Origin of the sequence: Mycolicibacterium houstonense (assembly GCF_900078665.2) — a bacterium.
GTDB classification, from domain to species: domain Bacteria; phylum Actinomycetota; class Actinomycetes; order Mycobacteriales; family Mycobacteriaceae; genus Mycobacterium; species Mycobacterium houstonense.
Genome location: NZ_LT546207.1, coordinates 3,608,300 through 3,629,115 on the forward strand (window position 1 = coordinate 3,608,300; position 20,816 = coordinate 3,629,115).

At 67.9% G+C, this 20,816-nt stretch carries 17 protein-coding genes and 1 pseudogene; 9 read left to right on the forward strand and 9 right to left on the reverse strand.

The annotated features are described in order from the left end of the window. The 6 genes and pseudogenes from BN4332_RS34440 to BN4332_RS18020 all read right to left on the reverse strand — a co-directional run. A pseudogene (locus tag BN4332_RS34440) lies at positions 1-82 on the reverse strand (type VII secretion system ESX-3 target PE5); the annotation flags it as partial. Further along, the gene (gene eccCa / locus BN4332_RS18000; RefSeq protein ID WP_066900283.1) at positions 82-4,050 is read right to left on the reverse strand and encodes a type VII secretion protein EccCa; all 3,969 of its coding nucleotides are present in this window, start codon (positions 4,048-4,050) and stop codon (positions 82-84) included. The gene eccCa and the pseudogene BN4332_RS34440, both read right to left, overlap by 1 nt. Next, entirely contained in the window at positions 4,047-5,600 is a 1,554-nt protein-coding gene (gene eccB, locus BN4332_RS18005) for a type VII secretion protein EccB (protein ID WP_066900285.1), read from the reverse strand. The genes eccCa and eccB overlap by 4 nt, the downstream gene beginning before the upstream one ends. Continuing rightward, entirely contained in the window at positions 5,597-7,366 is a 1,770-nt protein-coding gene (gene eccA, locus BN4332_RS18010; RefSeq protein WP_066900287.1) for a type VII secretion AAA-ATPase EccA, read from the reverse strand. Before eccA ends, eccB begins: the two co-directional genes overlap by 4 nt. 183 nt (positions 7,367-7,549) lie before the next feature. After that, complete coding sequence (locus BN4332_RS18015; RefSeq protein WP_066900289.1) at positions 7,550-8,443, reverse strand: class I SAM-dependent methyltransferase; 894 nt, start codon at positions 8,441-8,443, stop codon at positions 7,550-7,552. A gap of 30 nt (positions 8,444-8,473) precedes the next feature. Next, on the reverse strand, positions 8,474-9,376 hold the full coding sequence (locus BN4332_RS18020) for an oxygenase MpaB family protein (RefSeq protein WP_066900648.1): 903 nt from the start codon (positions 9,374-9,376) through the stop codon (positions 8,474-8,476). Between the two features lie 76 nt (positions 9,377-9,452). On the opposite strand from BN4332_RS18020, the gene BN4332_RS18025 reads away from it, so the two are divergent. Genes BN4332_RS18025 through BN4332_RS18035 form a run of 3 tightly spaced genes read left to right on the forward strand, consistent with a single transcriptional unit; the run spans position 9,453 to position 11,749 of the window. Then, positions 9,453-10,067, forward strand: a complete 615-nt coding sequence (locus BN4332_RS18025; protein WP_066900291.1) for a TetR/AcrR family transcriptional regulator — start codon at positions 9,453-9,455, stop codon at positions 10,065-10,067. A 1-nt stretch (position 10,068) separates the two neighbouring features. Further along, positions 10,069-10,917, forward strand: coding sequence for a helix-turn-helix transcriptional regulator (locus tag BN4332_RS18030; protein WP_096866938.1), 849 nt, complete (start codon positions 10,069-10,071; stop codon positions 10,915-10,917). Between the two features lie 7 nt (positions 10,918-10,924). Then, complete coding sequence (locus BN4332_RS18035) at positions 10,925-11,749, forward strand: SAM-dependent methyltransferase (RefSeq protein ID WP_084459313.1); 825 nt, start codon at positions 10,925-10,927, stop codon at positions 11,747-11,749. A gap of 283 nt (positions 11,750-12,032) precedes the next feature. On the opposite strand, the gene BN4332_RS18040 is transcribed toward BN4332_RS18035, so the two are convergent. After that, positions 12,033-13,373, reverse strand: a complete 1,341-nt coding sequence (locus tag BN4332_RS18040; RefSeq protein ID WP_066900295.1) for an IS110 family RNA-guided transposase — start codon at positions 13,371-13,373, stop codon at positions 12,033-12,035. 320 nt (positions 13,374-13,693) lie between these two features. After that, a complete protein-coding gene (locus BN4332_RS18045; RefSeq protein ID WP_066900297.1) occupies positions 13,694-14,275 on the reverse strand; it encodes a VOC family protein in 582 nt (193 codons plus the stop codon). A 133-nt stretch (positions 14,276-14,408) separates the two neighbouring features. Here BN4332_RS18045 and BN4332_RS18050 point away from each other — a divergent pair, with 133 nt between their 5' ends. From BN4332_RS18050 to BN4332_RS18065, 4 genes are all read left to right on the forward strand, one after another. Continuing rightward, complete coding sequence (locus BN4332_RS18050) at positions 14,409-15,038, forward strand: TetR/AcrR family transcriptional regulator (RefSeq protein ID WP_066900299.1); 630 nt, start codon at positions 14,409-14,411, stop codon at positions 15,036-15,038. Beyond that, positions 15,035-16,168: an alpha/beta hydrolase gene (locus BN4332_RS18055; protein ID WP_066900301.1), complete on the forward strand. Its 1,134-nt coding sequence runs from the start codon at positions 15,035-15,037 to the stop codon at positions 16,166-16,168. Before BN4332_RS18050 ends, BN4332_RS18055 begins: the two co-directional genes overlap by 4 nt. Next, positions 16,144-17,133 (forward strand): 2-hydroxyacid dehydrogenase, encoded by a 990-nt coding sequence (locus BN4332_RS18060; RefSeq protein WP_200820311.1) that lies wholly within the window; start codon positions 16,144-16,146, stop codon positions 17,131-17,133. The genes BN4332_RS18055 and BN4332_RS18060 overlap by 25 nt, the downstream gene beginning before the upstream one ends. Positions 17,134-17,219: 86 nt before the next feature. Next, entirely contained in the window at positions 17,220-19,427 is a 2,208-nt protein-coding gene (locus BN4332_RS18065) for an acyl-CoA dehydrogenase family protein (protein ID WP_066900303.1), read from the forward strand. Positions 19,428-19,437: 10 nt separating this feature from the next. On the opposite strand, the gene BN4332_RS18070 is transcribed toward BN4332_RS18065, so the two are convergent. Then, on the reverse strand, positions 19,438-20,079 hold the full coding sequence (locus BN4332_RS18070; protein WP_066900305.1) for a TetR/AcrR family transcriptional regulator: 642 nt from the start codon (positions 20,077-20,079) through the stop codon (positions 19,438-19,440). A 112-nt stretch (positions 20,080-20,191) separates the two neighbouring features. On the opposite strand from BN4332_RS18070, the gene BN4332_RS18075 reads away from it, so the two are divergent. Both BN4332_RS18075 and BN4332_RS18080 read left to right on the forward strand, forming a co-directional pair. Next, positions 20,192-20,476 (forward strand): hypothetical protein, encoded by a 285-nt coding sequence (locus tag BN4332_RS18075; protein WP_066900307.1) that lies wholly within the window; start codon positions 20,192-20,194, stop codon positions 20,474-20,476. A 17-nt stretch (positions 20,477-20,493) separates the two neighbouring features. Further along, positions 20,494-20,805, forward strand: a complete 312-nt coding sequence (locus tag BN4332_RS18080) for a hypothetical protein (RefSeq protein ID WP_066900309.1) — start codon at positions 20,494-20,496, stop codon at positions 20,803-20,805. The last annotated feature ends 11 nt before the right edge of the window (positions 20,806-20,816 follow it).

The following is a 20,816-nucleotide window of genomic DNA, read 5'->3' on the forward strand; positions in this document are numbered from 1 at the left end:
GGGCGGCGGCCAGCCGTGCGGTGAGCGCCTCGACGGCCGCGCTGGCGGCGGTCAGTCCTTCCGGAACTACTCGCAGTGTCATCAGAATTCCTTTCTCCCGTTGTTCACGGACAGCGCCGTGTCATCGATGAGTGGGTTGACGAGCTGAACGAACTCGGGGGCGTCGCCGTCTCCGAGCAACATGCCGCGTCCCGCGGGGAACCGGGCGAACCGGTGTCCGCGGAGCTTGCCGCTGTCGGCGGGATTGCCCGACAGCATCAACGTGGTCGCCTGTAGGTCGTTGAGGCGACGGAGCAGAGGTGCGGTCATCACCGCGTGTGCCGATCCGGTGGCCCGGGCCGTCACGATCACGCGCAGACCCAGATCGCCGGCTTCCGACAGCAGGTTGACGATGTTGGTCCACGGCCGCTGACCGGCGAACGGTCCGCTGACCGCCGGACCGTCGGGGATCTGGTCCACGTCGTCGATGATCAGGTAGTGCGTGTGGCCATCGGGCCCGGACCGGTAATTCCATGTGCTGAGCTCCTGCGGACTCAAACCCGCAGGCGGACGGCGCTTCTCGATGAGTGCCGACAGCCCGAGCATGGCGGGCAGCACGCGGTCGATGTTGGCGGTGTACTCGTTGTCCGGGAACAACGGTTCCTCCACCAGGTGCAGCCGCCGGTCGATGACGGTGAAGGCCACCTCGTCCGGCCGGGAGTTCTCCCGGATGGTCCGGATGATGTGCCGCAGCAGCGTGGTCTTGCCGGACCTCGCATCGCCGAACACCGCCAGCAGCGGGTTGTTCTTGAAGTCGAGCACCACCGGCGCCAGATCCTCTTCGCGCTGTCCGATGACCACCTGCTCGGGGGCCGGGTACAGCGGTGCCAGCGCGGCCGGGGCCAGCGTGGTGGGCAGGAGTCGCACCGGGGGTGCGCTCTGGCCCGGGTACCGGGAGTTGATGACGGCGATGTCGCTCAATGCCGGCTGCGCGAACAGGAAGTGTTCGGCGGCCATGGTCAGGCCGCGCCCGGGCTGGTCGGCCGGCACGGATTCGGCCGGGCGACGCAGGGCACCCACCACCCGCACGATGCTGTCGTGGCTGTCGTGCAGCTTCAGCTCCAGACGCAGGCCCAGGCCGTCGCGCATCGCCAGCGGCACCTCCAGCCAGTTCGGCGTGGTGATCACCACGTGGATGCCGTACGCCAGGCCGGTGTTGGCCAGCTCGGTCACCTTGGCCAGCAACGGGTTCCGGGTGTTGAAGGTGTCGGTGTTGTCGCGGCTGAACGCGTAGAGGTTGTCGATGACCAAGAAAACTTCGCCATAGCCATCGGAGTAGGAACCCACCCGGCTCACCGCGCCCTGCTGCTGACGCGCCCGCAGCAGCTGCTCGAGCTCACCGAAGGTGCGGCGGATGCGCTCGGGCTCCAGCGGGGTGGCCACACTGCCGACGTGGGCCAGATCGGCCAGGCCGGCCAGCTGTCCGCCGCCGTAGTCGAGGCAGTAGAAGCTGACCTCGCTCGGCGAGTGCAACGCGGCCGCCGACAGGACGAAGGTCTGCAGCGCGGTGGACTTGCCCGAGCGTGGACCGCCGTGGATGAGCACGTTGGCGGCCGACGAGTTGGCGTCGTACACCAGTGCCTCGCGGCGCATCTCGAACGGCTTGTCGATCTCGCCCAGCGGCCAACGCAGCTGACCGGGCTCCACATCGGTGCCGGCGAGCACGTCGTCCAGCGCGATCGCGTTGTCCAGCGGCGGCAGCCACAGCTTGGGTGCCTGCGGGCCGTAGGCGGCCAGCTGGTCGCCGATGGTGGCGATCAGCTTGCGCGGTGGCGCGACGTTGATCTCGGGCTCGTTCGTGACGATCACGGTATCGGGCTCGGGCTCGACCCGCGAGGCGGTGAACAGCTGCGGCTGCGGCAGTGCACGCACCACGATCGACTTCTCGGCGCGCGGCGGATCGTAGATGCCGTCGACATAGGTGCTGCGGAACTTGATCGGCACCGCACCTGGGGCGGGCACCAGGAAGCCCTCGCCCTTGTGCTCGCGGCCCGATTCGATGTGATAGGCGTCCTCGACCCCGATGATCTGGCGAGAGATGCTGGGGCTGGCCACCTTCAGACCGATCCGGTACGACGTGTTCTTGTCGATGTCCTTGATCCGGCCCACGTCCAGCGTCTGCGACGCGAACAGGATATGGATCCGGAACGAACGGCCCTTGCGCGCAACGTAATCGAACAGGTCGGCGTACTCGGGGTGCTCGGCGAGCATCAGGGTGAACTCGTCGGCGACCACGAACAGCGTCGGCATCGGGGGCAGATCGTGTCCCGCTGCGATGGCGGCCTCGTACTCGGTGACCGAGTTGAAGGCGCTGCCCTGGACGCGACGGCCGGCCTCCTTGAGCAGCTGTTCACGGCGGGCCACCTCACCGCGCAGGGTGTCGGCGAACCGGTCGGCCAGCGACCGCTTCTCGGCCATGTTCGAGATGACCGCCACGACCTGCGGGAAGTTGCGGAAGATGTCGGCTCCGGCCTCACCCTTGAAGTCGGCGTAGATCACGATGAGCCGGTCGGCCGAGTGAGTGGTCAACAGCGACAACAGGATCGACATCAGCGTCTGGGACTTGCCCGAACCGGTCATACCGATCATCAGGCCGTGCGGACCCATGCCGCCCTCGGCCTCGTCCTTGAGGTCGAAGTACAGCGGTTCGCCGGTGGCGGTGACACCGATGGGCACGCGCAGTTCCTCGTCACGGTTGCGCGGGGCCCATAGGCTGGCCACGTCCAGGGACGAGGCATCCGGGATGTCCAGCAGCGTGGTGAAAGTGGCACCGCCGGTGGCGGTGGACCGCACGTAACCGGGGTTCGAGTCCCAGCGCGACAGACGGCGCGCGACGTGCGCGGCCGCGGCGGCCGACATCGAATCGGCCTTGTCCACGTAGGGCTGCCATCCGCTGCTCTGCCAGCGCTCGATCCGGCCGTCGACGACCCGCAGGATGGGCCGTTCGGGGTCGGGGTACTGCTCGCGGTTGGGCAGCTTGTCGCTGCGGTGGATCACGGTCACCCCGGTCAGGCCGGGCTTACGCGCGATGTCGTCGGGATCGGCTTCGGGATCGTCGAGCACCACCAGTAGATGCTTGAGGGCCTGGTCCGGTTCGGCCGGGAACGCGGGGCGGCCGGACAGGGCCGAATCGAGGCGCCCGCGCAGCTCCGCGACACCGGTGGTCAGGTACCGGGCCGGGCCGACGCCGTCGGCCTGGGCCGGAATGTCCACGTGCGGAAGCCATTTGAGCCAAGACCAGGTATCGGCGTCGATGTCGGGAGAGGCCAGCGCCACCCCGAGCATGGTCGGGTCGTGCCAGGTGACGGCCTGGGCGATCCAGGCCCGCAACGCATCCCGGACCTCGTCGGCCTCACCGATCACGGTGATCCGGGCGAGCTTGGTGACGTCGATACCGGTCGGGGCGTCACGCACGGTGCGCTGCACATCGAGCAGACCGCGAAGGGTGCTGTGTGACACCGGCTCCAGGTCGATCTCGTCGGCGGTGTCCTTGACCTTCAGCGCCGCGTCCAGCGGCACGTCGTGCAGGCCGGCCCGCAGCACCAGGAAGTCACGGTCACGTGGGTCGCGTTCCCACTGCCTGCGGGTGCCCGGAATGACGGCCAGCGCCTCGGGCTCGGGGTGCGACCACTCCAGCGCCGCACGCTGCTCGGCGGCATGGGCGCGAACGTTGTCGCGGACCACCGACAGGTAACGCAGGTAGTCGGCGCGCTCGGCGTCGACTTCCTCGGTGCGCATCTTGTTGTCCGAGCCGCGATACAGCGCGGTGGCGGCCAGCAGCAGCACGAACGGGAAGAACAGCGTGGTCGGCGAGATCATCCGCATGCCGGTGGCCACCAGGGCCACGATCATGCCGACGATCAGGATGACGATCAGGTAGGGCAGCACCCGGCGCAACAACGACGGCGGAACCAGCCGCGGCAACTGCGGTGGCGGCTCGATCGTGATGGTGCCCTTGCGGGTCGTCGGCGGCGCCAGCCTGCGCTGGTGCTCGAAAATCAGCCGGCTCATCGTGTGGCCTCCAGGCGGGCAGCATTGGCGTTCGACGACAGCGCATCGTGTGCGGTCAGGGCGTCGCCGCGGGAAAGGGTCGGGCCGGCTGCGAACTGCGTCAGGATCGACCACGGAATGGGCAGAGCCGGCGCGGTGAGACCAAGCGCGGCAAGGGTTTTGTCGTCACCATTGGTGTCGATGCCGTAGCGCACACCGGTGTCGCTCACCCAGAACATCGAGCCTGCGGTCGGCGATCCGGGTTCGGCGCCCACGGTCTGCACCAGGTATCCACTGCCGGGTGCCAGGGCGACGCGGCTGGCTGCACCGTTGGCGCCCGCGCCCACCAGGCCAACGCTGCGCTGACCATCGGGCACGGGCAGCGCCGCACCGGACAGCACGGTCAGGCGGCTCTCTGTCGCACCGGCGGGCTTGCTCCACTGGGCACACGTCACCGGTGCCGTCGAGGCCGACACCAGGGTGACGGGGTCCGCCGGGTAGGCGGCGGTGTCGATGCCGTGCGCCACCGGGGTGCGGGCCACTTCATCGGCGCCGAGCCTCGGCGGCTCGTGCAGCCCATAGGAATCGGTGTTGCGCAGGATCGAGGCCAGCACCGGAGAGATCGGCTGCAGGCCGTCGGTCAGCACGGCGTAGTAGCGGACGGTGTTGTCGGCTTCCGCCGCCGAGACCACCGCACCCACCGGCGCCGGCGCAGACAGCGGGAACTGTGCGGGCGCACCCGCACCGGCGATGGCCGGGGCGGTCAGTGCGGGAGCCTCGGGGATCGCGTTGAACAGGCCCGATGCGATGGGCCGCGGGGCCGGGATCTCGGCGCCGAATCCGAGTGCATCGGTGACGGCACGGTTGGCCAGGTCGATCGGGCTGCGCTTGCCGTCCCACAGCAGCCAGTCACCGGGGGTGGGGCCGCCGCTGTGGTGCACGAGCACCGCCTGGTTCGCGGACAGCGGCAGGGCGCGCTCATCGCCGGCGGCCAGCGTTCCGGCGATCAGCGTCACGCCGGCGTTGTCGCCCGAATTGCTATCGCACACAGTCCAATCCGCACTGGTGCTGGCGCTCTGCACCATGCGCTCCGGCGCGCCGGGGATACCGAGCAGGTTGCCGCGCGGGAACTTGTCGATCTCGCTGGTCTTGACCGTGGTCGGGTTGTCCGCCTTGCCGGCGATCAGCCGCGCCGAGGTCAGGTTGAGCACCGGGTGCAGCTGCTCACCGACCCGGACATACAGCGCCGCGGTGGACCGGTCGGCGAGGATCACGTCGTTGCCCGCGGCTCCGCCCGGGCGGATCAGCGAGAACAGGAAGCAGCCGATCAGCCCGGTGACCAGGATCAGCGCACCGGTCAGCACCGCACGGCTCTGGGTGCGCAACGGGTCGACCAGCATGCGGGTGTCGTGCAGCGCCACCCCGGATGCGATGCGGCGCATGACGAACCGCCAGCCCGAGACCTGGTGGCGGGTGACGAAGCCACGCCGGTAGCCGACCTGATCGGGGTTGTCGTTGGACGGGGTGCGAGAGGAGAAGGAGCGGCGCTCGTCGGGTCCCTGCGTGGTCATTCGGGCACCGTCAGGCCGAGGCCACGCAGCAGCGGGGCAGCCGAATTCGTCACGTCACCGGCGGTGATCGTCATCATCTCCTCGTCGGTGAAGTCGTCGTGGTCGGAATGATCGAGGCGGTACTCGCGCTCCTCCTCGGAACGCTCGACCAGGTTGCGGACGAAACGGCCGTTACCGGCGATGTCCAGGCTGCGCCGCTGCACGCCCGCGGCGTCGGGCATGGTGGCCGCCGCCAGATGGCCGAACAGCTTCTCCATCTCGTCGTGCGCGGCCTTTTCGAAGGTGCTGTCCCGCTTTTCGGCCATCCGCTCGGCGATCTCGACGAGTTCGGAGGACGAGTAGGACGGGAAGTCGATGCTGCGGGTGAAGCGGGAACGCAGACCCTCGTTGGTGTCCAGGAACATGTCGAGGTCCTTGCGATAGCCCGCGACGATCACCACGAGCCGGTCGCGGTCGTTCTCCATGCGGGCCAGCAGCGTGTCGATGGCCACCAGACCGAAGTCGTTCTTGGCCCCGGTGGACACCAGCGCATAGGCCTCGTCGAGGAACAGCACGCCGTCGAGCGCACTGTCGATGATGGCGTTGGTCTTGGCCTCGGTCTCACCGATGTGCTGACCGATCAGGTCGGCGCGGTGCACCTCGCGGACCGTCTCCTTCTTCAGAAGCCCGAGACCGCAATAGATCTTGGCGACGACGCGGGCGATGGTGGTCTTACCGGTTCCGGGCGGGCCGGCGAACACCAGGTGGTTGGTGCGCTGCGCCACGGCCAGCCCGCGTTCCTGACGCCGGATCGACATGGCGACCGAGCTCTTCAGGCGGGCCACCTGGAACTTCACTTCTTCCAGGCCGATGAATTCGGCGAGCTCCGCCTCGGCCTCGATGAGCAGGTGCGCCTTGCGCTCCTTGGCACCCGGATCGACGAAATCGGACTCCGAGGGCTCGGTTTCCGGGTCCCACGGATCGGTGCGGGCGTCGATGCGGGCGGCATTGGTGATCAGCAGCCCGAACGTCGGGTCGGACAGGGCCTCTTCGACCTGCTTGTCCTCGGGGTGGGCGGCGAAGAGGTCTTGCAGCACCTCGTTGGCGTCATCGTCCTCGCCCTGGGCACGCAGGGTCAGCGCCTTGGCGAGCGCGCCGTCGAGGGCGGCCACCGCGATCGGGCCGGTCGGATCCTCCAGATAGGACAGCGCGGGCGCGAGCATGCCGAGCCGGGCCAGTGCGATGCCCAGCGTGATGCGGGCGGCGTGCCCGGAGACCTCGTCGAGCGACGGGTCGGTGACCACCGGGGTGAGCAGCCGCACCACGTCCGACCACCGCTGGGCGCGGTGGTTGATGGCCACCCGCAGCCAGGTGGCGTGCAGCCACCCCGGCCTGCGGACGAGCACCTCGCCCACCAGCTCGTCGGCCTCGGCGAGCGCACCCGCAGCAGCACGCCGCGCGGCGAAGGCCAGCTGGAAGTCGTCCACGTCGCAGGCTCGGAATTGCAGATACAGCCCGCTGTCATAGGTGAACCCGAGGTCACCGGCAGCCAGATCGATCTCGCGTTGCAGCAGACCGGCGCTGGCGCGGGTCCGCCAGACGGCGTCGATCACGGGTCCGGAGACATCGCCCGCGGCGGCCAGGCCGGTCCAGGCGTCACAGTGGTCGTGTGCGAGGTGCGTCAGGGCGGCAAAGCCGGCCCGGGCGGCGGTGAGATCGGCCGGCCGTTGGCGGTCGTTCACCGTCAGGCCCAGCGCACGACAACATGTGGCGAAACGGCTGACCACATCGCGATCGAGCCGGGGCGCTCCCTGAGGCGGAGCCGCAAGCGTGTCACTACCCATATGCGTGCACGGGAGCGAAGCCCCCGATTCTCTCCCTTATGTATGGCTAAGCTAACTTTTGCTGAAGTTAGCATTGCATAACTTTACTGTCGAGAGGCACGTATCCGGGCTAGCTCGTGAACTGCCTCACCTTTTGGTCGCGGCCACCAAGGTGATAGTTCCCGTCATCAGGCCGGCTTCGGAATCTTGACCAGGCACGGGCCGGCCCACCCGGGTCAGATACTCGTGCAACGGCGTAGCCACTGCATTCCAGCCCCGTGCACCAAACCACTGGTTAGCGGGTGCGTGCTGCTGGTTGTACACCAGGTTGAAGAACGCGTTCTCATCCCCGGAGGCGTGCGCCTCGGCCCGCTTGGCATCGAAGGCGTCGGCCGGCATCGGTACGGCCTCCTCGACCCCGACAAAGCTGCCCGGCGCAGCCAACGCGTCGATTCCAGCAAACAACCGCTCCTGTGCTGCGGCCGGTAGATAGATCAGCAATCCCTCGGCGATCCAGGCCGAGGGGCGCGCCGGGTCGAAGCCGTTCGACCGCAGCGCCTGGGGCCAGTCCTCTCGCAGATCGATCGCTATCTCACGCCGCTCGGCGGTCGGGCTCACCCCGAGTTCATCCATGGTGTCGCGCTTGAACGCGAGCACCCGCGGCTGGTCCAGTTCGTAGACCACGGTGCCGTCGGCCCACGGCAGCCGGTAGGCCCGTGAGTCCAGGCCCGCCGCCAACAGCACCACCTGCTTGACGCCTGCGTCGATGGCCCGCCTGAAGTACTCGTCGAAGTACTTCGTCCGGGCGCCCTGGAAGTTGACGAAGTGTTCCCCGAATTCGGTCTGCAGCGGATGCTCGGGGTCGCTGCCTTCGACCGCGACCGTCCAATCGCCCCCGGCCGCGCGGCAGAACACCTCGGCGTACTCGTCCACTGCCAGCGGGTCGGGCTTTCGCGCCTCCAACGCCCTTGAGGCGGCTACGAATAACGCCGTCTGCCCAACGCTCGTGGTGATGTCCCAGTTGTCGTCATCGGTACGCACCCGCGCGAGGGTACGCCGCCAACCTGACAGCTACACCAAGGGACGACCGGTGCGGATGCGCCAGTCGAGATCCTTGAGCAGCAGGTTGAACGGGAACTGGCGCGCGAAGGACGGCAGCAGATCGTTGACCGTGCGCAGCACCGCGATCAGCCGGTCGAACCGCTTCTGACTCTTGGCATCCCACGGCAGCCGCATCTCGTCGCGGAACCGCTGCGGGAGGAAGCCGGTGGTGATCAGCAGGGCCACCGCATCGAGCCGGCGCTGCACCGCGCGGGGCAGCTTCGGGTTCTTGGGCCGGCCCGCCGCGATCGGATACAGGTATCCGCGCACCGTGTCGTCGATGTGCAGCTTCTCCAGCGATTCTTCCCAGTACCGATCGAACGCGGCCCGGTCCGCCGGCCACATGTCCTCGGGTACCTGCAGCGTGGTGCCCATCGTGACGCTGTCGCGGTAGTGCTGATCGGCGGTCTCGTCGTCCATCTCGCCGACGAACATCCGGAAGACGTCGACGCCGCCCTTGTAGAGGCAGGCCGCCACCCACAACTGCAGGTTCTTGTCGAAGGCGTTGTACTGCACCGGGCTGTCCTCGGTGGAGTACACCTGTGCATGCGCCTTGTTGACCGCGCGTCGGTATGCCTTCTTCTGTGCGTCGGTGCCACGCGTGGCCACGGCCAGATAGGTGAACGTGGTCCTGGCCCGCTTGATCGGGTGCAGATCGGTGCGGCCGCTGTCGACGCGGCTCTCGACCACGCCGTAGCCCACCGCCGGATTGGCCAGCTGCATGATCACGTTGGCCGGCCCGGCCAGCAGCGCCACGCCCATCAGTCCGTCGTCGAAGCCGGCACCGCGACGGCGCCGCCTCGGCGGGGCCACGGGACGTGAGGCATCGCTCATCGTCCGTTCGACGTGCGGGATCGGTTCGCTGACCGTCATGGCCACCCCTTCTAAAACTGAGAACGTCTGTTTCCTGATAGTGGCCCGCCGGTCTGACGGGTGTCAAGATGTTTGGGTGAAGCAGGTCCGTCCCTACCGCGGTGTCGAAGCGGCCGACCGCGTCGCGCAGCGCCGCAGCCAGCTGCTCGAGGCCGGGCTGGACCTGCTGGGAGCCGAAGACGCCGAGATCACGGTGCGCGCGGTCTGCCGCACCGCCGGCCTGGCGGCCAGATACTTCTACGAGAGCTTCGCCGACAAGGACGATTTCATCGGCGCCGTCTACGACTGGGTGATCACCGACATCGCGACCTCGACGCAGGCCGCCGTCGCCGCCGTCCCGCTGGCCGACCAGACCGCCGCCGGGATGGCCAACATCGTGCACCTGATCGCCGAGGATCCACGGATCGGCCGGCTGCTGTTCAGCGTCAAACTGTCCAACGAGGTGCTGACCCGCAAGCGCGTGGAGTCCACCGCACTGTTCGCCGCGCTGCTCGGACAGCACGCCGGAGATGCTCTCGACCTCAGGGAGAACGACTACCTCAGGGCCACTTCGCATTTCGCCGTCGGCGGCGTGACGCAGACCATCAGCGCCTGGCTGTCCGGCGAGGTGAACCTGTCCCCCGATCAGCTCATCCACCAGCTGCGCTCGATGCTCGACGCCCTGGCGGGCCTGCCACAACCGGGGAGCTGACGTGCCGGGCCCGGTATTGCTGCGCCCCGGCCCGGCCCTGGCCGCCCACGTCCAGTTCTTCGGATACTGGCGAAACACCCAGGCCGCGACCCATCGCAGCCGCGCCCTGCCCCGCGGCGCCGCGACGGTGATCATCGACCTCGACGCCCGCGATCAGGTCGATTTCTATGCGGCCGACGGCAGCACCCGCCTCGACGTCGGCGCCGCCTTCATCGCCGGGGCCGGCGTCACCTCGTACGTCAGCCAGATCGAGCCGGCACAGACCGTGCTCACCATCCACTTCCTCCCCGGCGGCGCCGCGGCATTCCTGCCCGCCCCACTGCACGACCTGGAGGACGAGTGCGTCGGGCTGGAAGCGATCTGGGGCCGGGCGGCGGCGGACCTGCGCGCCCGCCTGATCGCAGCAGGCTCCGTTGCGGACCGGCTGGCACTGGTGGAGTCGTTCCTGTTGGCGCGCATGCGGTCCCGTGACCCCGCGGTGGGCGCGGTGCTCCGTGCGGCCGAAAGCCGACCCTCGCTGCGGGTGGCCGAGGCATGCACGTTGACCGGGTTGTCGGCCAGACGGCTGATCGCATCGTTTCGTTCCGAGGTGGGCCAGACACCCAAGAGCTATCTGCGGGTGCGCCGGGTCCAGGCCGCGATGCGACTACTCGACGCGGGAGACGCTCGCGGGGCCCGGATCGCCACCGATCTCGGCTACTTCGACCAGGCACATTTCGTCCGGGAGTTCAGATCGTTCACCGGCATGACGCCGACCCAGTACACCCAGCGCCGCACGTGGTTGCCCAGCCATGTGGGCGTCGGCTCCGGCAAAAATATCCAAGACCCGGGCACCGCGGAACGCGCATGATGGCGACATGACCAACTCAGGCCAGGCCGTCGCCGATACCGGCGTGCTCGTGGCAGCGATCCGCGCCGAGGAAAACCGCCGCGCCGACCGGCTTTTCACCGATCCGTTCGCCGAGAAGCTCGCTGGAGAGTCCGGGCGGCGCATGCTCGCCGAGTCCGTGGCCGCCACCGGAGACAAATCCACGCTGCAGATCGTGGTGCGGACGCGCTTCTGGGACGAGGCACTGCTGGCGGCGGCGCCTACGGTGCGGCAGGTGGTGATCCTCGCCGCCGGACTCGATGCCCGCTCCTACCGGTTGCCCTGGCCCGATGGCACCACCGTGTTCGAGCTCGACCAGCCTGCGGTGATCGCCGCCAAGGCCGAGCTGCTGGCCGGTGACCGGCCGCGCTGCCGGCGGACGGCCATCGGCGTCGACCTGACGACCGACTGGACAGATTCCCTGCGGTCCAACGGCTTCGACGGCGATGCGCCGACCGTCTGGCTGATGGAGGGCCTGCTGCAATATCTCGACGAGGGCGCCGTGCACACCCTTTTCGAGCGGGTGGACGCCCTGTCGGCGCCCGGTTCGGTCTTGCTCTACGACATCGTCGGCAAGACACTGCTGGACAGCGTGATGCTGACGGCGGTCCGCGAACGGATGGCCCACAACGGTGCGCCATGGCTTTTCGGCACCGATGCGCCGGGGCAGCTGTGTGAGCGGCTCGGCTGGTCGGCAACCGTCACCGATGTGGCCGAACCGGGCAACCGGTGGAATAGGTGGTTCGCACCCGCGGTACCACTGGACGTTCCCGGCATACCGCGCGGATACTTCGTCACCGCCACCAAGCGGTAGCCGGGACTACCCCACGTCGGCCCGAGAGCCTGGCCTGACCCCGGCCGGCCCGGCGTCCGGCACGACGCCCGGGCCTCCCGCTCTCTCATTGTCACGCCAGAGTGACTGTCGGGCTCGGCAGCCACGCCAGCGTGACAAACTCCGCAGCGAAGTCGGCCGACTCCCGGCCATTGTCACGCTGGAGTGACACTCGGCGCCGACAGCCACTCTGACCGGAAAATGTCCCAGGGTGAGTGGGCAGGCCGAAGGCAGCCGGCGCAGCCGGCTCTGTGTTTTGGTGTGGTTAGGCGGCGGGTTCGACGCTGACGCGGTAGCCCATGGCCGTCAGTTGGGCGATGTGGTTACGCATGCGGCGTTCGATGTTGACCCGCCGGGTGTAGTAGTCGGCTCCTAGGTCATGGAAACGTGCGGTGGCATCGGCGAGCAGCTGCCAGACGATGGTAAAGATCGAGCGGGCCACCGCGACAAGGGCTTTGAGCTTGCCGCGGCGTTTGACCAGTCGTCGATACCGCTCCCCGAGGAAGGTGTCGGTCTTGGCCACGGTCGCAGCGGCCTCCCCGAGAGCGCCTCTGAGGTAGGGGTTGCCGGTTCCGGTTCTGCCGGCTCGGGTTACCGGCCCGGACTGGATGGTGCGTGGGCACAGTTTGGCCCAGGACACCAGGTGCGCTGCGGTGGGGAATCGGGTCATGTCCATACCGATCTCGGCCAGAATGATCTGCGCTGTGGTCGGGCCGATACCTGGGATCTCACACAACCGTTGGACGGCCGAAAGGTCCGTCGACGCCAGGCCACCACCGGGCCGATCCTGGTCGTGATCGTCGGGCTCGGTGCGTGCCAGTCGCTGAGCGATCCGTGCGGTCAAGGTGGCGATCTGGGCATCGAGTGCGTCGATCTGATCGAGCAGCATCCGGGCCAACTCGCCGTGATGATCATCAAAACGACCATCGAGCGCCTTGATCAGCTCGGTGCGTTTGACTGTCATCCGTCCGCGGGCCAGATCAGCCAACTGCCGCGGATCGCGTTCACCGGCGATCAACGCCTCGACCATGGCCCGCACCGAAATAGTGTCCAGCCGTGAAGCCACCGCCGACACCTTGATCAACGCGTCTTCGAGCAGTTTCTCCAGCCGCTGCCAATAACGGGCCCGTTCACGAGTCAGATCCACCCGCAACCGGGTGTAATCGCGCAGTTGCCGAATCGGGGCCGGCGGAACAAAGCTCGGCCTCAGCAGACCTTTTTCGGTGAGTTTGGCCAGCCACACCGCGTCGAGCTTGTCGGTCTTGGGCCGCCCCGGGACGTTTTTGACCTCGCAGGCGTTGACCAACTGCACATCCAACCCAGCAGCCTCGGCCAGGTAATACCAGATCCGCCAATAATCCGAGGTGGACTCGATGGTGAGTTTCTCGACACCCCACCCGACCAACTTGGCGGCCAACTCAGCCACCGCGCTGGTGGTGGCTTGGACCTCCCAGACCTTGCTGACCCGACGGGCAGGACCAGGAAGGCGGACACACACCACCCCCGAGGCCTTGGCCACGTCAATGGCAGCGACCCGCTCGATGACCAACTCATGCTCGGCGTCGGCAATCTCCTCAACCCCGGCCGGACCCTTCTTATGCTTCACCTCAGCTGCCCTCCTCACCCATCAACACCATCGCGGTGGGCGGGCTGCCCGGGGGCCTCGGTCAAGGGAAAACCGAAATTCTGACCGGCGTGCTCACAGCAACAATGCATGACCCTTCCAGGTCCGGGCCCCGGCGTCAGGCTGGCGTACAAGCTCAACACGTCCCAAAGTGGCAACGACGTCGACAGGCAACCCACACCCATTTTCACGCCTGCAAGGCGCCCAGGGAACCCGGACAACCCGGCTGGCGTGACAATGGCGGCGGCACGGCGCCCGAACGGCCGCCGTGGTAAGCCCGGAAACACCAGGAACCGGTCGGACTACCCCGCAGCAGTCACCGACGGACGCCGGTCAGCGGCCGTCTTGGGAGCCACCTGTGCGTCCTCGTCGGTGAATTCCTTGGTCCAACATGCGAATTCGAGGGTGATGCCGTCCGGGTCGAGGAAGTAGAACGACCGGACGTAGACGCCGGGGTGCACGGTGGCCGAGGCCTGCATCGGGCTGTCGTCGTGGTTGAGCACCGGACCGACGCGGACGCCCTTGGCCTTGAGCTTCTGCCGGTACTCGTCGAACTTCTCGGCGGGCACGTGCAAGGCGATGTGGTTCAGCGACCCGGTGGAGCTCATGAACTCGCCGATGCCAGGGATCGCCGCCGGCGCCGAGATGCCGGGCACCCCGTCGGGGGCATCGCGGAACCAGAAGAACGCGATGCAATCTCCGTTGCCGGCGTCGAAGAAGAAGTGCTGCCCCATGCCGCCGGGCAGATCGAGCGCCTTGATCAGGGGCATGCCGAGGACGTTGGTGTAGAAGTCGACCGTGCGCTCCATGTCGGCACACACCAGGGCCACATGGTTGATGCCGCCGAATTCGAACTCCGGGTTGGGATTGTTGGGCTTGATCACGTCGACACACCTCCGGGCGAACGCACTCGAATGCACCAAACACTGGCGCAGTAGCGTATCTGAATCTAACATCAGATTCAGATACGAACAATGGCCCTGCAAGATTTCCCGGCCCGCCGGAGTGAGGAAATCCGTGACCATCAGTCCCCGAACACCCCTGCCCACCGCGCGTGGCCGCCAGACCCAGGCCGCGATCGACAGCGCCGCCCGCGCCGTGGTGGCCCGCAAGGGCATCCTGGCCACCACGATCGCCGACATCGCCACCGAGGCGGGCCGGTCGGCCGCATCGTTCTACAACTATTACGCCTCGAAGGAGGCCATGGTCCGGGAATGGGCACTTCGGTTCCGAAACGAGGCCCGCGAACGAGCCCTTCCCGCAACCGGGCCGAACCTGACCAACTGGGAACGCAGCCACCAGGCGGCGTCCGCGCACTGGACGACGTACCGGCACCGCCTGGCCGAGATCATCAGCGTGTACCAGATGGCGATGATCGACGACGACTTCGCCGAATACTGGGACGAGATCTGCCAGCTGCCGGTCTCGATGATCACCGACATGGTCAAACATGCTCAGCACCAAGGGTTCTGCCCTGACGACGACCCCCACCTGACCGCCGTCGCCCTGGTGTCGATGCTCAACCAGTTCTGCTACGTCCAACTGTCGGGCGGCCGTGACGCCGTGGCCGACGACACCGCCTGCATCACCACCTTGGCCAACATCTTCTACCGGACCATCTACCACGACGGGAAGCCTCACGAATGACCAAGACCTCAGCGGCGGCCGGCGTGGTCCGCGAGTTCGTCGGCCTGGAATCTCCGACCGCCCACCGCGCCGGTGCGGGCGGGCACCCGTGCCAGGGCCTCTATCACCGCGGGGTGGGACGCAAACCCAAGGTGGCCGTGATCGCCACGCACTATCAAATCGACTTCTCCGAGCACTACATCGCCGATTACCTGGCCACCCGGGGCATCGGCTTCCTGGGCTGGAACACCCGGTTCCGCGGATTCGAGAGCAGCTTCCTGCTCGACCACGCCCTGGTCGACATCGGCGTCGGGGTGCGGTGGCTGCGCGAGGTCCAGGGCATCGAAACCGTTGTCCTGCTGGGTAATTCCGGGGGCGGATCGCTGATGTCGGCCTACCAGGCCCAGGCTACCGATCACCATGTCACGCCGCTGGAGGGGATGCGGCCCGCGGCGGGCCTGACCGAACTGCTGCCTGCCGACGGGTATGTGGCCAGCGCCGCTCATCCCGGTCGCCCGGACGTGCTGACCGCCTGGATGGATGCCTCGGTGGTCGACGAGAACGACGCGATCGCCGCCGATCCCGAGCTGGATCTGTTCGACGAACGCAACCCCGCGCCCTTTTCCGCCGATTTCGTGGCGCGCTACCGGGCCGCGCAGGTCGCACGCAACGAGAAGATCACCGACTGGGCCACCGACGAGCTCAAGAGGATTCAGGCGGCCGGATATTCGGACCGCCCCTTCACCGTCATGCGCACCTGGGCCGACCCGCGGATGGTCGACCCCACGATCGAGCCCACCAACCGGCAGGCCAATCTGTGCTACGCCGGGGTGCCGGTCAAGGCCAACCGCTCGGCCCGCGGTATCGCCGCGGCCACCACGGTGCGCAACTGGATCGGCATGTGGAGCCTGCGGCACGCCCAGACCCGGGCCGAACCCCACCTGGCCCGGATCACCTGCCCGGCCCTGGTGATCAACGCCGACCAGGACACCGGGGTGTACCCGTCCGACGCCAAACGCATCTACGACGCACTCGCGAGCGCGGACAAGGAGCAGTGCTCGATCGACACCGATCACTACTTCACCACTCCGGGCGCCCGTAGCGAGCAGGCCGATACCATCGCTCGATGGATCGCGAAGCGGTGGCGGTGAACCCCGGCCGGATCAGGGTTCTCGCCCATTTCACCCCCGGCGACAAGGTGCTGGATTTCCTTGCACCGCATCGTGACTGGCTGGATGTCACGTTCTGCGCCGAAGACGACGACGACACCTTCTATCGCGAACTGCCGACGGCCGAGGTGCTCTGGCATGTCCTGCGGCCGGTCTCCGGCGACGATCTGGAACGCGGGCTGCGGCTGCGGTTGGTCCACAAGCTCGGCGCCGGGGTGAACACCATCGATGTGGACACCGCCAGCCGGCTGGGCATCCTGGTGGCCAACATGCCCGGCGCCAACGCACCGTCGGTGGCCGAGGGCACCGTCCTGCTGATGCTCGCCGCACTGCGGCGGTTGCCCGAACTCGACCGGGCCACCCGAGCCGGGAAGGGCTGGCCGTCCGACCACAGTCTCGGTGAGACCGTGCGCGACATCAGCGGGTGCACAGTCGGTTTGCTCGGCTACGGCAACGTGGCCAAGCGAGTCGAAAAGATCGTCGTGGCCATGGGCGCCGACCCGTCACAGGTGATCCACACCAGCACCCGCAACACCGGACATCCGCAGTGGCGCAGCCTGCCAGATCTGTTGGCCGCCAGCGACATCGTCTCGCTGCACCTGCCGCTGACCGACGCCACCAGGGGCCTGCTCGACAGCAAGGCGCTGGCCGCGATGAAGCCCGGCGCCGTCGTCGTCAACACCGCGCGCGGTCCGATCATCGACGAGCCCGCCCTGGTGGAGGCGCTTCGCAGCGGGCAGCTGTCCGCGGCCGGCCTGGACGTGTTCGCCGAGGAGCCGGTACCGCCGGGCAATCCCCTGCTGGAGCTGCCCAATGTGGTGCTCACCCCCCACGTCACCTGGTACACGGTCGACACGATGCGCCGCTATCTGACCATGGCGGTTGACAACTGCCGCCGCATCCGCGACGGCGAACATCTGGCTCACGTAGTTAACGGGGTTACATAGGCCGCCGGAGTGGCGCGCGTCACTGCGGGGTACCCTCGGCCCAACCGACCGGTTATTAGAAATATGCCCCCAGATGGAGGTACCGCATGCCCATTGCGATCACGTCTGAGCACAACGACCTGGCCGATTCGGTTCGGTCCCTGGTGGCGCGGGTGGCGCCGTCCGACGTGCTGCACGAGGCCCTCGAAACTCCCGTCCCCAATCCCCCGCCCTACTGGAAGGCCGCAGCCGAACAGGGCCTGCCAGGTGTCCACCTCTCGGAATCCATTGGCGGGCAAGGCTTCGGCATCCTCGAGCTGGCCATCACGCTGGCCGAGTTCGGTTACGGCGCCGTCCCGGGGCCGTTCGTGCCGTCGGCGATCGCCAGCGCCCTGATCTCGGCGAACAACCCCGACGCGAAAGTCTTGAGCGGCCTGGCATCCGGCGACACCATCTCCGCCTACGCCATCGACTCGGGCCTGACCGCCACCCGGCACGGCGACGGTCTGGTCATCCGCGGCGAGGCCCGGGCGGTACCTGCCGCCGCGCAGGCATCGGTGCTGGTACTCCCGGTCGCGATCGACTCCGGCGTCGAGTGGGTGGTGCTGGACGCCGCTCAGCTGGAGATCGAACCGGTCAAGAGCGTCGACCCGCTGCGCCCGCTGGCGCACGTGCGGGCCAACGCCGTCGAGGTCAGCTCCGGCGAGGAGGCCGACCGAGTGCTGTCCAACCTGAGCCGCGCCCACGCCAGAGCCCTGATCACGACGCTGTTGTCGGCCGAGGCGATCGGCGTGGCCCGCTGGGCCACCGATACGGCCAGCGGCTACGCGAAGATCCGCGAACAGTTCGGCAGGCCGATCGGCCAGTTCCAGGCGATCAAGCACAAGTGCGCCGGGATGATCGCCGAGACCGAGCGGGCCACCGCCGCCGTCTGGGACGCCGCCCGCGCGCTGGACGACGTGCGTGACGGGGATTCGGTGGGAACCCATTTCGAGTTCGCCGCCGCGGTGGCCGCCACGCTGGCCCCGGCGGCCGCGCAGCACACCACCCAGGACTGCATCCAGGTGCACGGTGGCATCGGATTCACCTGGGAGCACGACACCAACGTGTACTACCGCCGGGCACTCGTGCTGGCCGCGTGCTTCGGCCGGGCCGCGGACTACCCGCAGTTGGTGGTCGACACCGCGACCACGTCGGGAATGCGTCCGGTCGACATCGACCTGGATCCGGACACCGAGAAGATCCGCGACGAGATCCGTGCGGAAGTGGCTGCGCTGAAAGCCCTTCCGAGTGGTTCCGAGCGCAATACCGCGATCGCCGAGGGCGGCTGGGTGCAGCCGCACCTGCCCCGGCCGTGGGGCCGGGCCTCGGAGCCGATCGAGCAGATCATCATCGCCCAGGAGTTCAGCACCGGACGGGTGCGGCGTCCGCAGATGGGCATCGCCTCCTGGATCATCCCGTCGATCGTGGCGTTCGGCACCGAGGAGCAGAAGCAGCGCTTCCTGCCGCCGACGTTCCGTGGCGAGATGATCTGGTGCCAGCTGTTTTCCGAGCCCGGAGCGGGTTCGGACCTGGCCAGCCTGACCACCAAGGCGACGAAGGTCGACGGTGGCTGGCGGATCACCGGGCAGAAGATCTGGACCACGGGTGCGCAGTTCTCAGCCTGGGGTGCGCTGCTGGCCAGAACGGAGCCAAACGCTCCCAAGCATCAGGGCATCACGTACTTCCTGCTGGACATGACCGCGCCGGGCGTCGAGGTCAAGCCGCTGCGCGAGCTCACCGGCAACGCGATGTTCAACACCGTGTTCATCGATGACGTGTTCGTGCCCGACGACATGGTGCTCGGCGAGGTCAACCGCGGCTGGGAGGTCAGCCGCAACACGCTCACCAACGAGCGGGTGTCGATCGGCAGCAGCGAGCCGCCGTTCCTGGCCAATCTCGACCAGTTCGTGGCGTTCCTGGGCGAAGGCCAGTTCGACCAGATCGACCAGAACCGCGCGGGCCAGTTGATCGCCGAGGGCCACGCCGCCAAGGTGCTCAACCTGCGGTCCACCCTCTTGACCCTGGCCGGCGGTGATGCGATGCCGGCCGCGGCGATCTCCAAGTTGCTGTCGATGAAGACCGGTCAGGGCTACGCGGAGTTCGCGGTGGCGTCCTTCGGCACCGACGGAGCCATCGGCGACGCCGAGCAGGAATACGGCCGCTGGGCCGAATACCTGCTGGCCAGCCGGGCCACCACGATCTACGGCGGTACCACCGAGGTGCAGCTCAACATCATCGCCGAACGCCTGCTCGGCCTGCCGCGCGATCCGTAGCCCGCAGGCCTCAGCGGGGCCGTCCGGTTGCCGACAGACCGAGCAACCGGATGGCCACCTCGGCCACCTCCTCGGGCGTGATGGCCTCGCCGGGCCGGTACCACCGGCACACCGAGATCAGCATTCCGAAGATCAGCCGGGCGGCCACCCGCGGATCGCCGCCGCCGATGTCGAGGGTGCCTGCCTCGATGTTGTCGGCCACCAGGCCGATCCAGGCGCTCTCGTACTTGCGGCTCCATCTGCGCCACCGGCCCAGCACTTCGGGCGGCAGCTGGCCGGATTCGAAGAACACCGACATGTGCCCCCGCATCCGGATCGCGGCCACGGCCTGCACCCGGATCAGCCCTGCCAGCCGTTCCCGGGGATCGTCGGTCGCGCCCAGCACGTCCTGAGCCCGCGCCGTCAGTTGAGCGGTGCTGCGCTCGAACAGGATGCGCAGCAGGTCGTCCTTCGTGGGCACGGTGCGGTACAGCGTGGCCCTGGACACGGCGAGCTTGTCGGCGGCATTGACGATCGTCACCGCGTCATAGCCGCCCTCGGCGAACAGTTCGGCTGCGGCGTCGGCGACGGCGTCGCAGTCGATGTCCAGCTTCGGCCGCCCGCGCGTCCGCTTCTGCGGGCTCGCGGCCGCGCCGTCGGTCCGCGCTGCCACACGCGCATCCTAATTTCCTGGCGCGTCAAATCGACCGAGAACGCAGAACACCGGCGAACGTTCCAGTGCTACCGTCGAAATAGACGGCGATCAGGAATGGTTGGCACTCGATATGAGTACGTCACGACAACGCATGCTGCGCCCGGTACTGGTGGGAGCGGCCGTGCTGTCAGTCGTCGTCGCTCCGACCGCCGTGTGGGCGCAGAACATTCCGGCCCCCACCGACACCCAGGCCCGGCCGTGCGTCAACGGGGTCATCCCGTGGAACCCCTACGTGGTGAACTGCAATCTGCCGCCCCGCCAACCCCGGGTGCGCGGTGCCGCCCCGGATGCCGGCGCCATCATCGCGTGCCGGGACAGGCCGGGATGCCTGGCCTGGTACATCAACGGGCCGTGACGATATGAGCCGACGATATGGACAGTGACCGGAACGACGTCGAAAAGCGTTGGCACGACCCGCAAATGTTCCGCGCCGCGGTGGGTTACGTGCTCGCGGTGATCGCCGTTGCCGGACTTGCCCTGGCGTTCTACGCATTTGATCATTCCGTGCTCTCGGCGGCGCTGGTGCCCACGATTCTGTTCGTCGGGGGGCTCGGTGCCTTCCTCCGCACCTACCAGGTGTGGCGGGCGGAGGGGACGTGGCCGATCTGGCACGGCGCAGGTTGGTTCCTGCTCGCGTTGTCGCTGCTGTGCCTGGCCGTGCCGGGCACCGCGATGCTCTCCTGAAGCCTCGCGAG

Excerpts from the sequence above, each read along its gene's own strand:
- eccCa (WP_066900283.1), bottom strand. The coding sequence starts at position 4,050 with ATGAGCCGGCTGATTTTCGAGCACCAGCGCAGGCTGGCGCCGCCGACG.
- eccB (WP_066900285.1), bottom strand. The coding sequence starts at position 5,600 with ATGACCACGCAGGGACCCGACGAGCGCCGCTCCTTCTCCTCTCGCACC.
- BN4332_RS18020 (WP_066900648.1), bottom strand. The coding sequence starts at position 9,376 with ATGACGGTCAGCGAACCGATCCCGCACGTCGAACGGACGATGAGCGAT.
- BN4332_RS18035 (WP_084459313.1), top strand. The coding sequence starts at position 10,925 with ATGACCAACTCAGGCCAGGCCGTCGCCGATACCGGCGTGCTCGTGGCA.
- BN4332_RS18055 (WP_066900301.1), top strand. The coding sequence starts at position 15,035 with ATGACCAAGACCTCAGCGGCGGCCGGCGTGGTCCGCGAGTTCGTCGGC.
- BN4332_RS18060 (WP_200820311.1), top strand. The coding sequence starts at position 16,144 with ATGGATCGCGAAGCGGTGGCGGTGAACCCCGGCCGGATCAGGGTTCTC.
- BN4332_RS18065 (WP_066900303.1), top strand. The coding sequence starts at position 17,220 with ATGCCCATTGCGATCACGTCTGAGCACAACGACCTGGCCGATTCGGTT.
- BN4332_RS18075 (WP_066900307.1), top strand. The coding sequence starts at position 20,192 with ATGAGTACGTCACGACAACGCATGCTGCGCCCGGTACTGGTGGGAGCG.
- BN4332_RS18080 (WP_066900309.1), top strand. The coding sequence starts at position 20,494 with ATGGACAGTGACCGGAACGACGTCGAAAAGCGTTGGCACGACCCGCAA.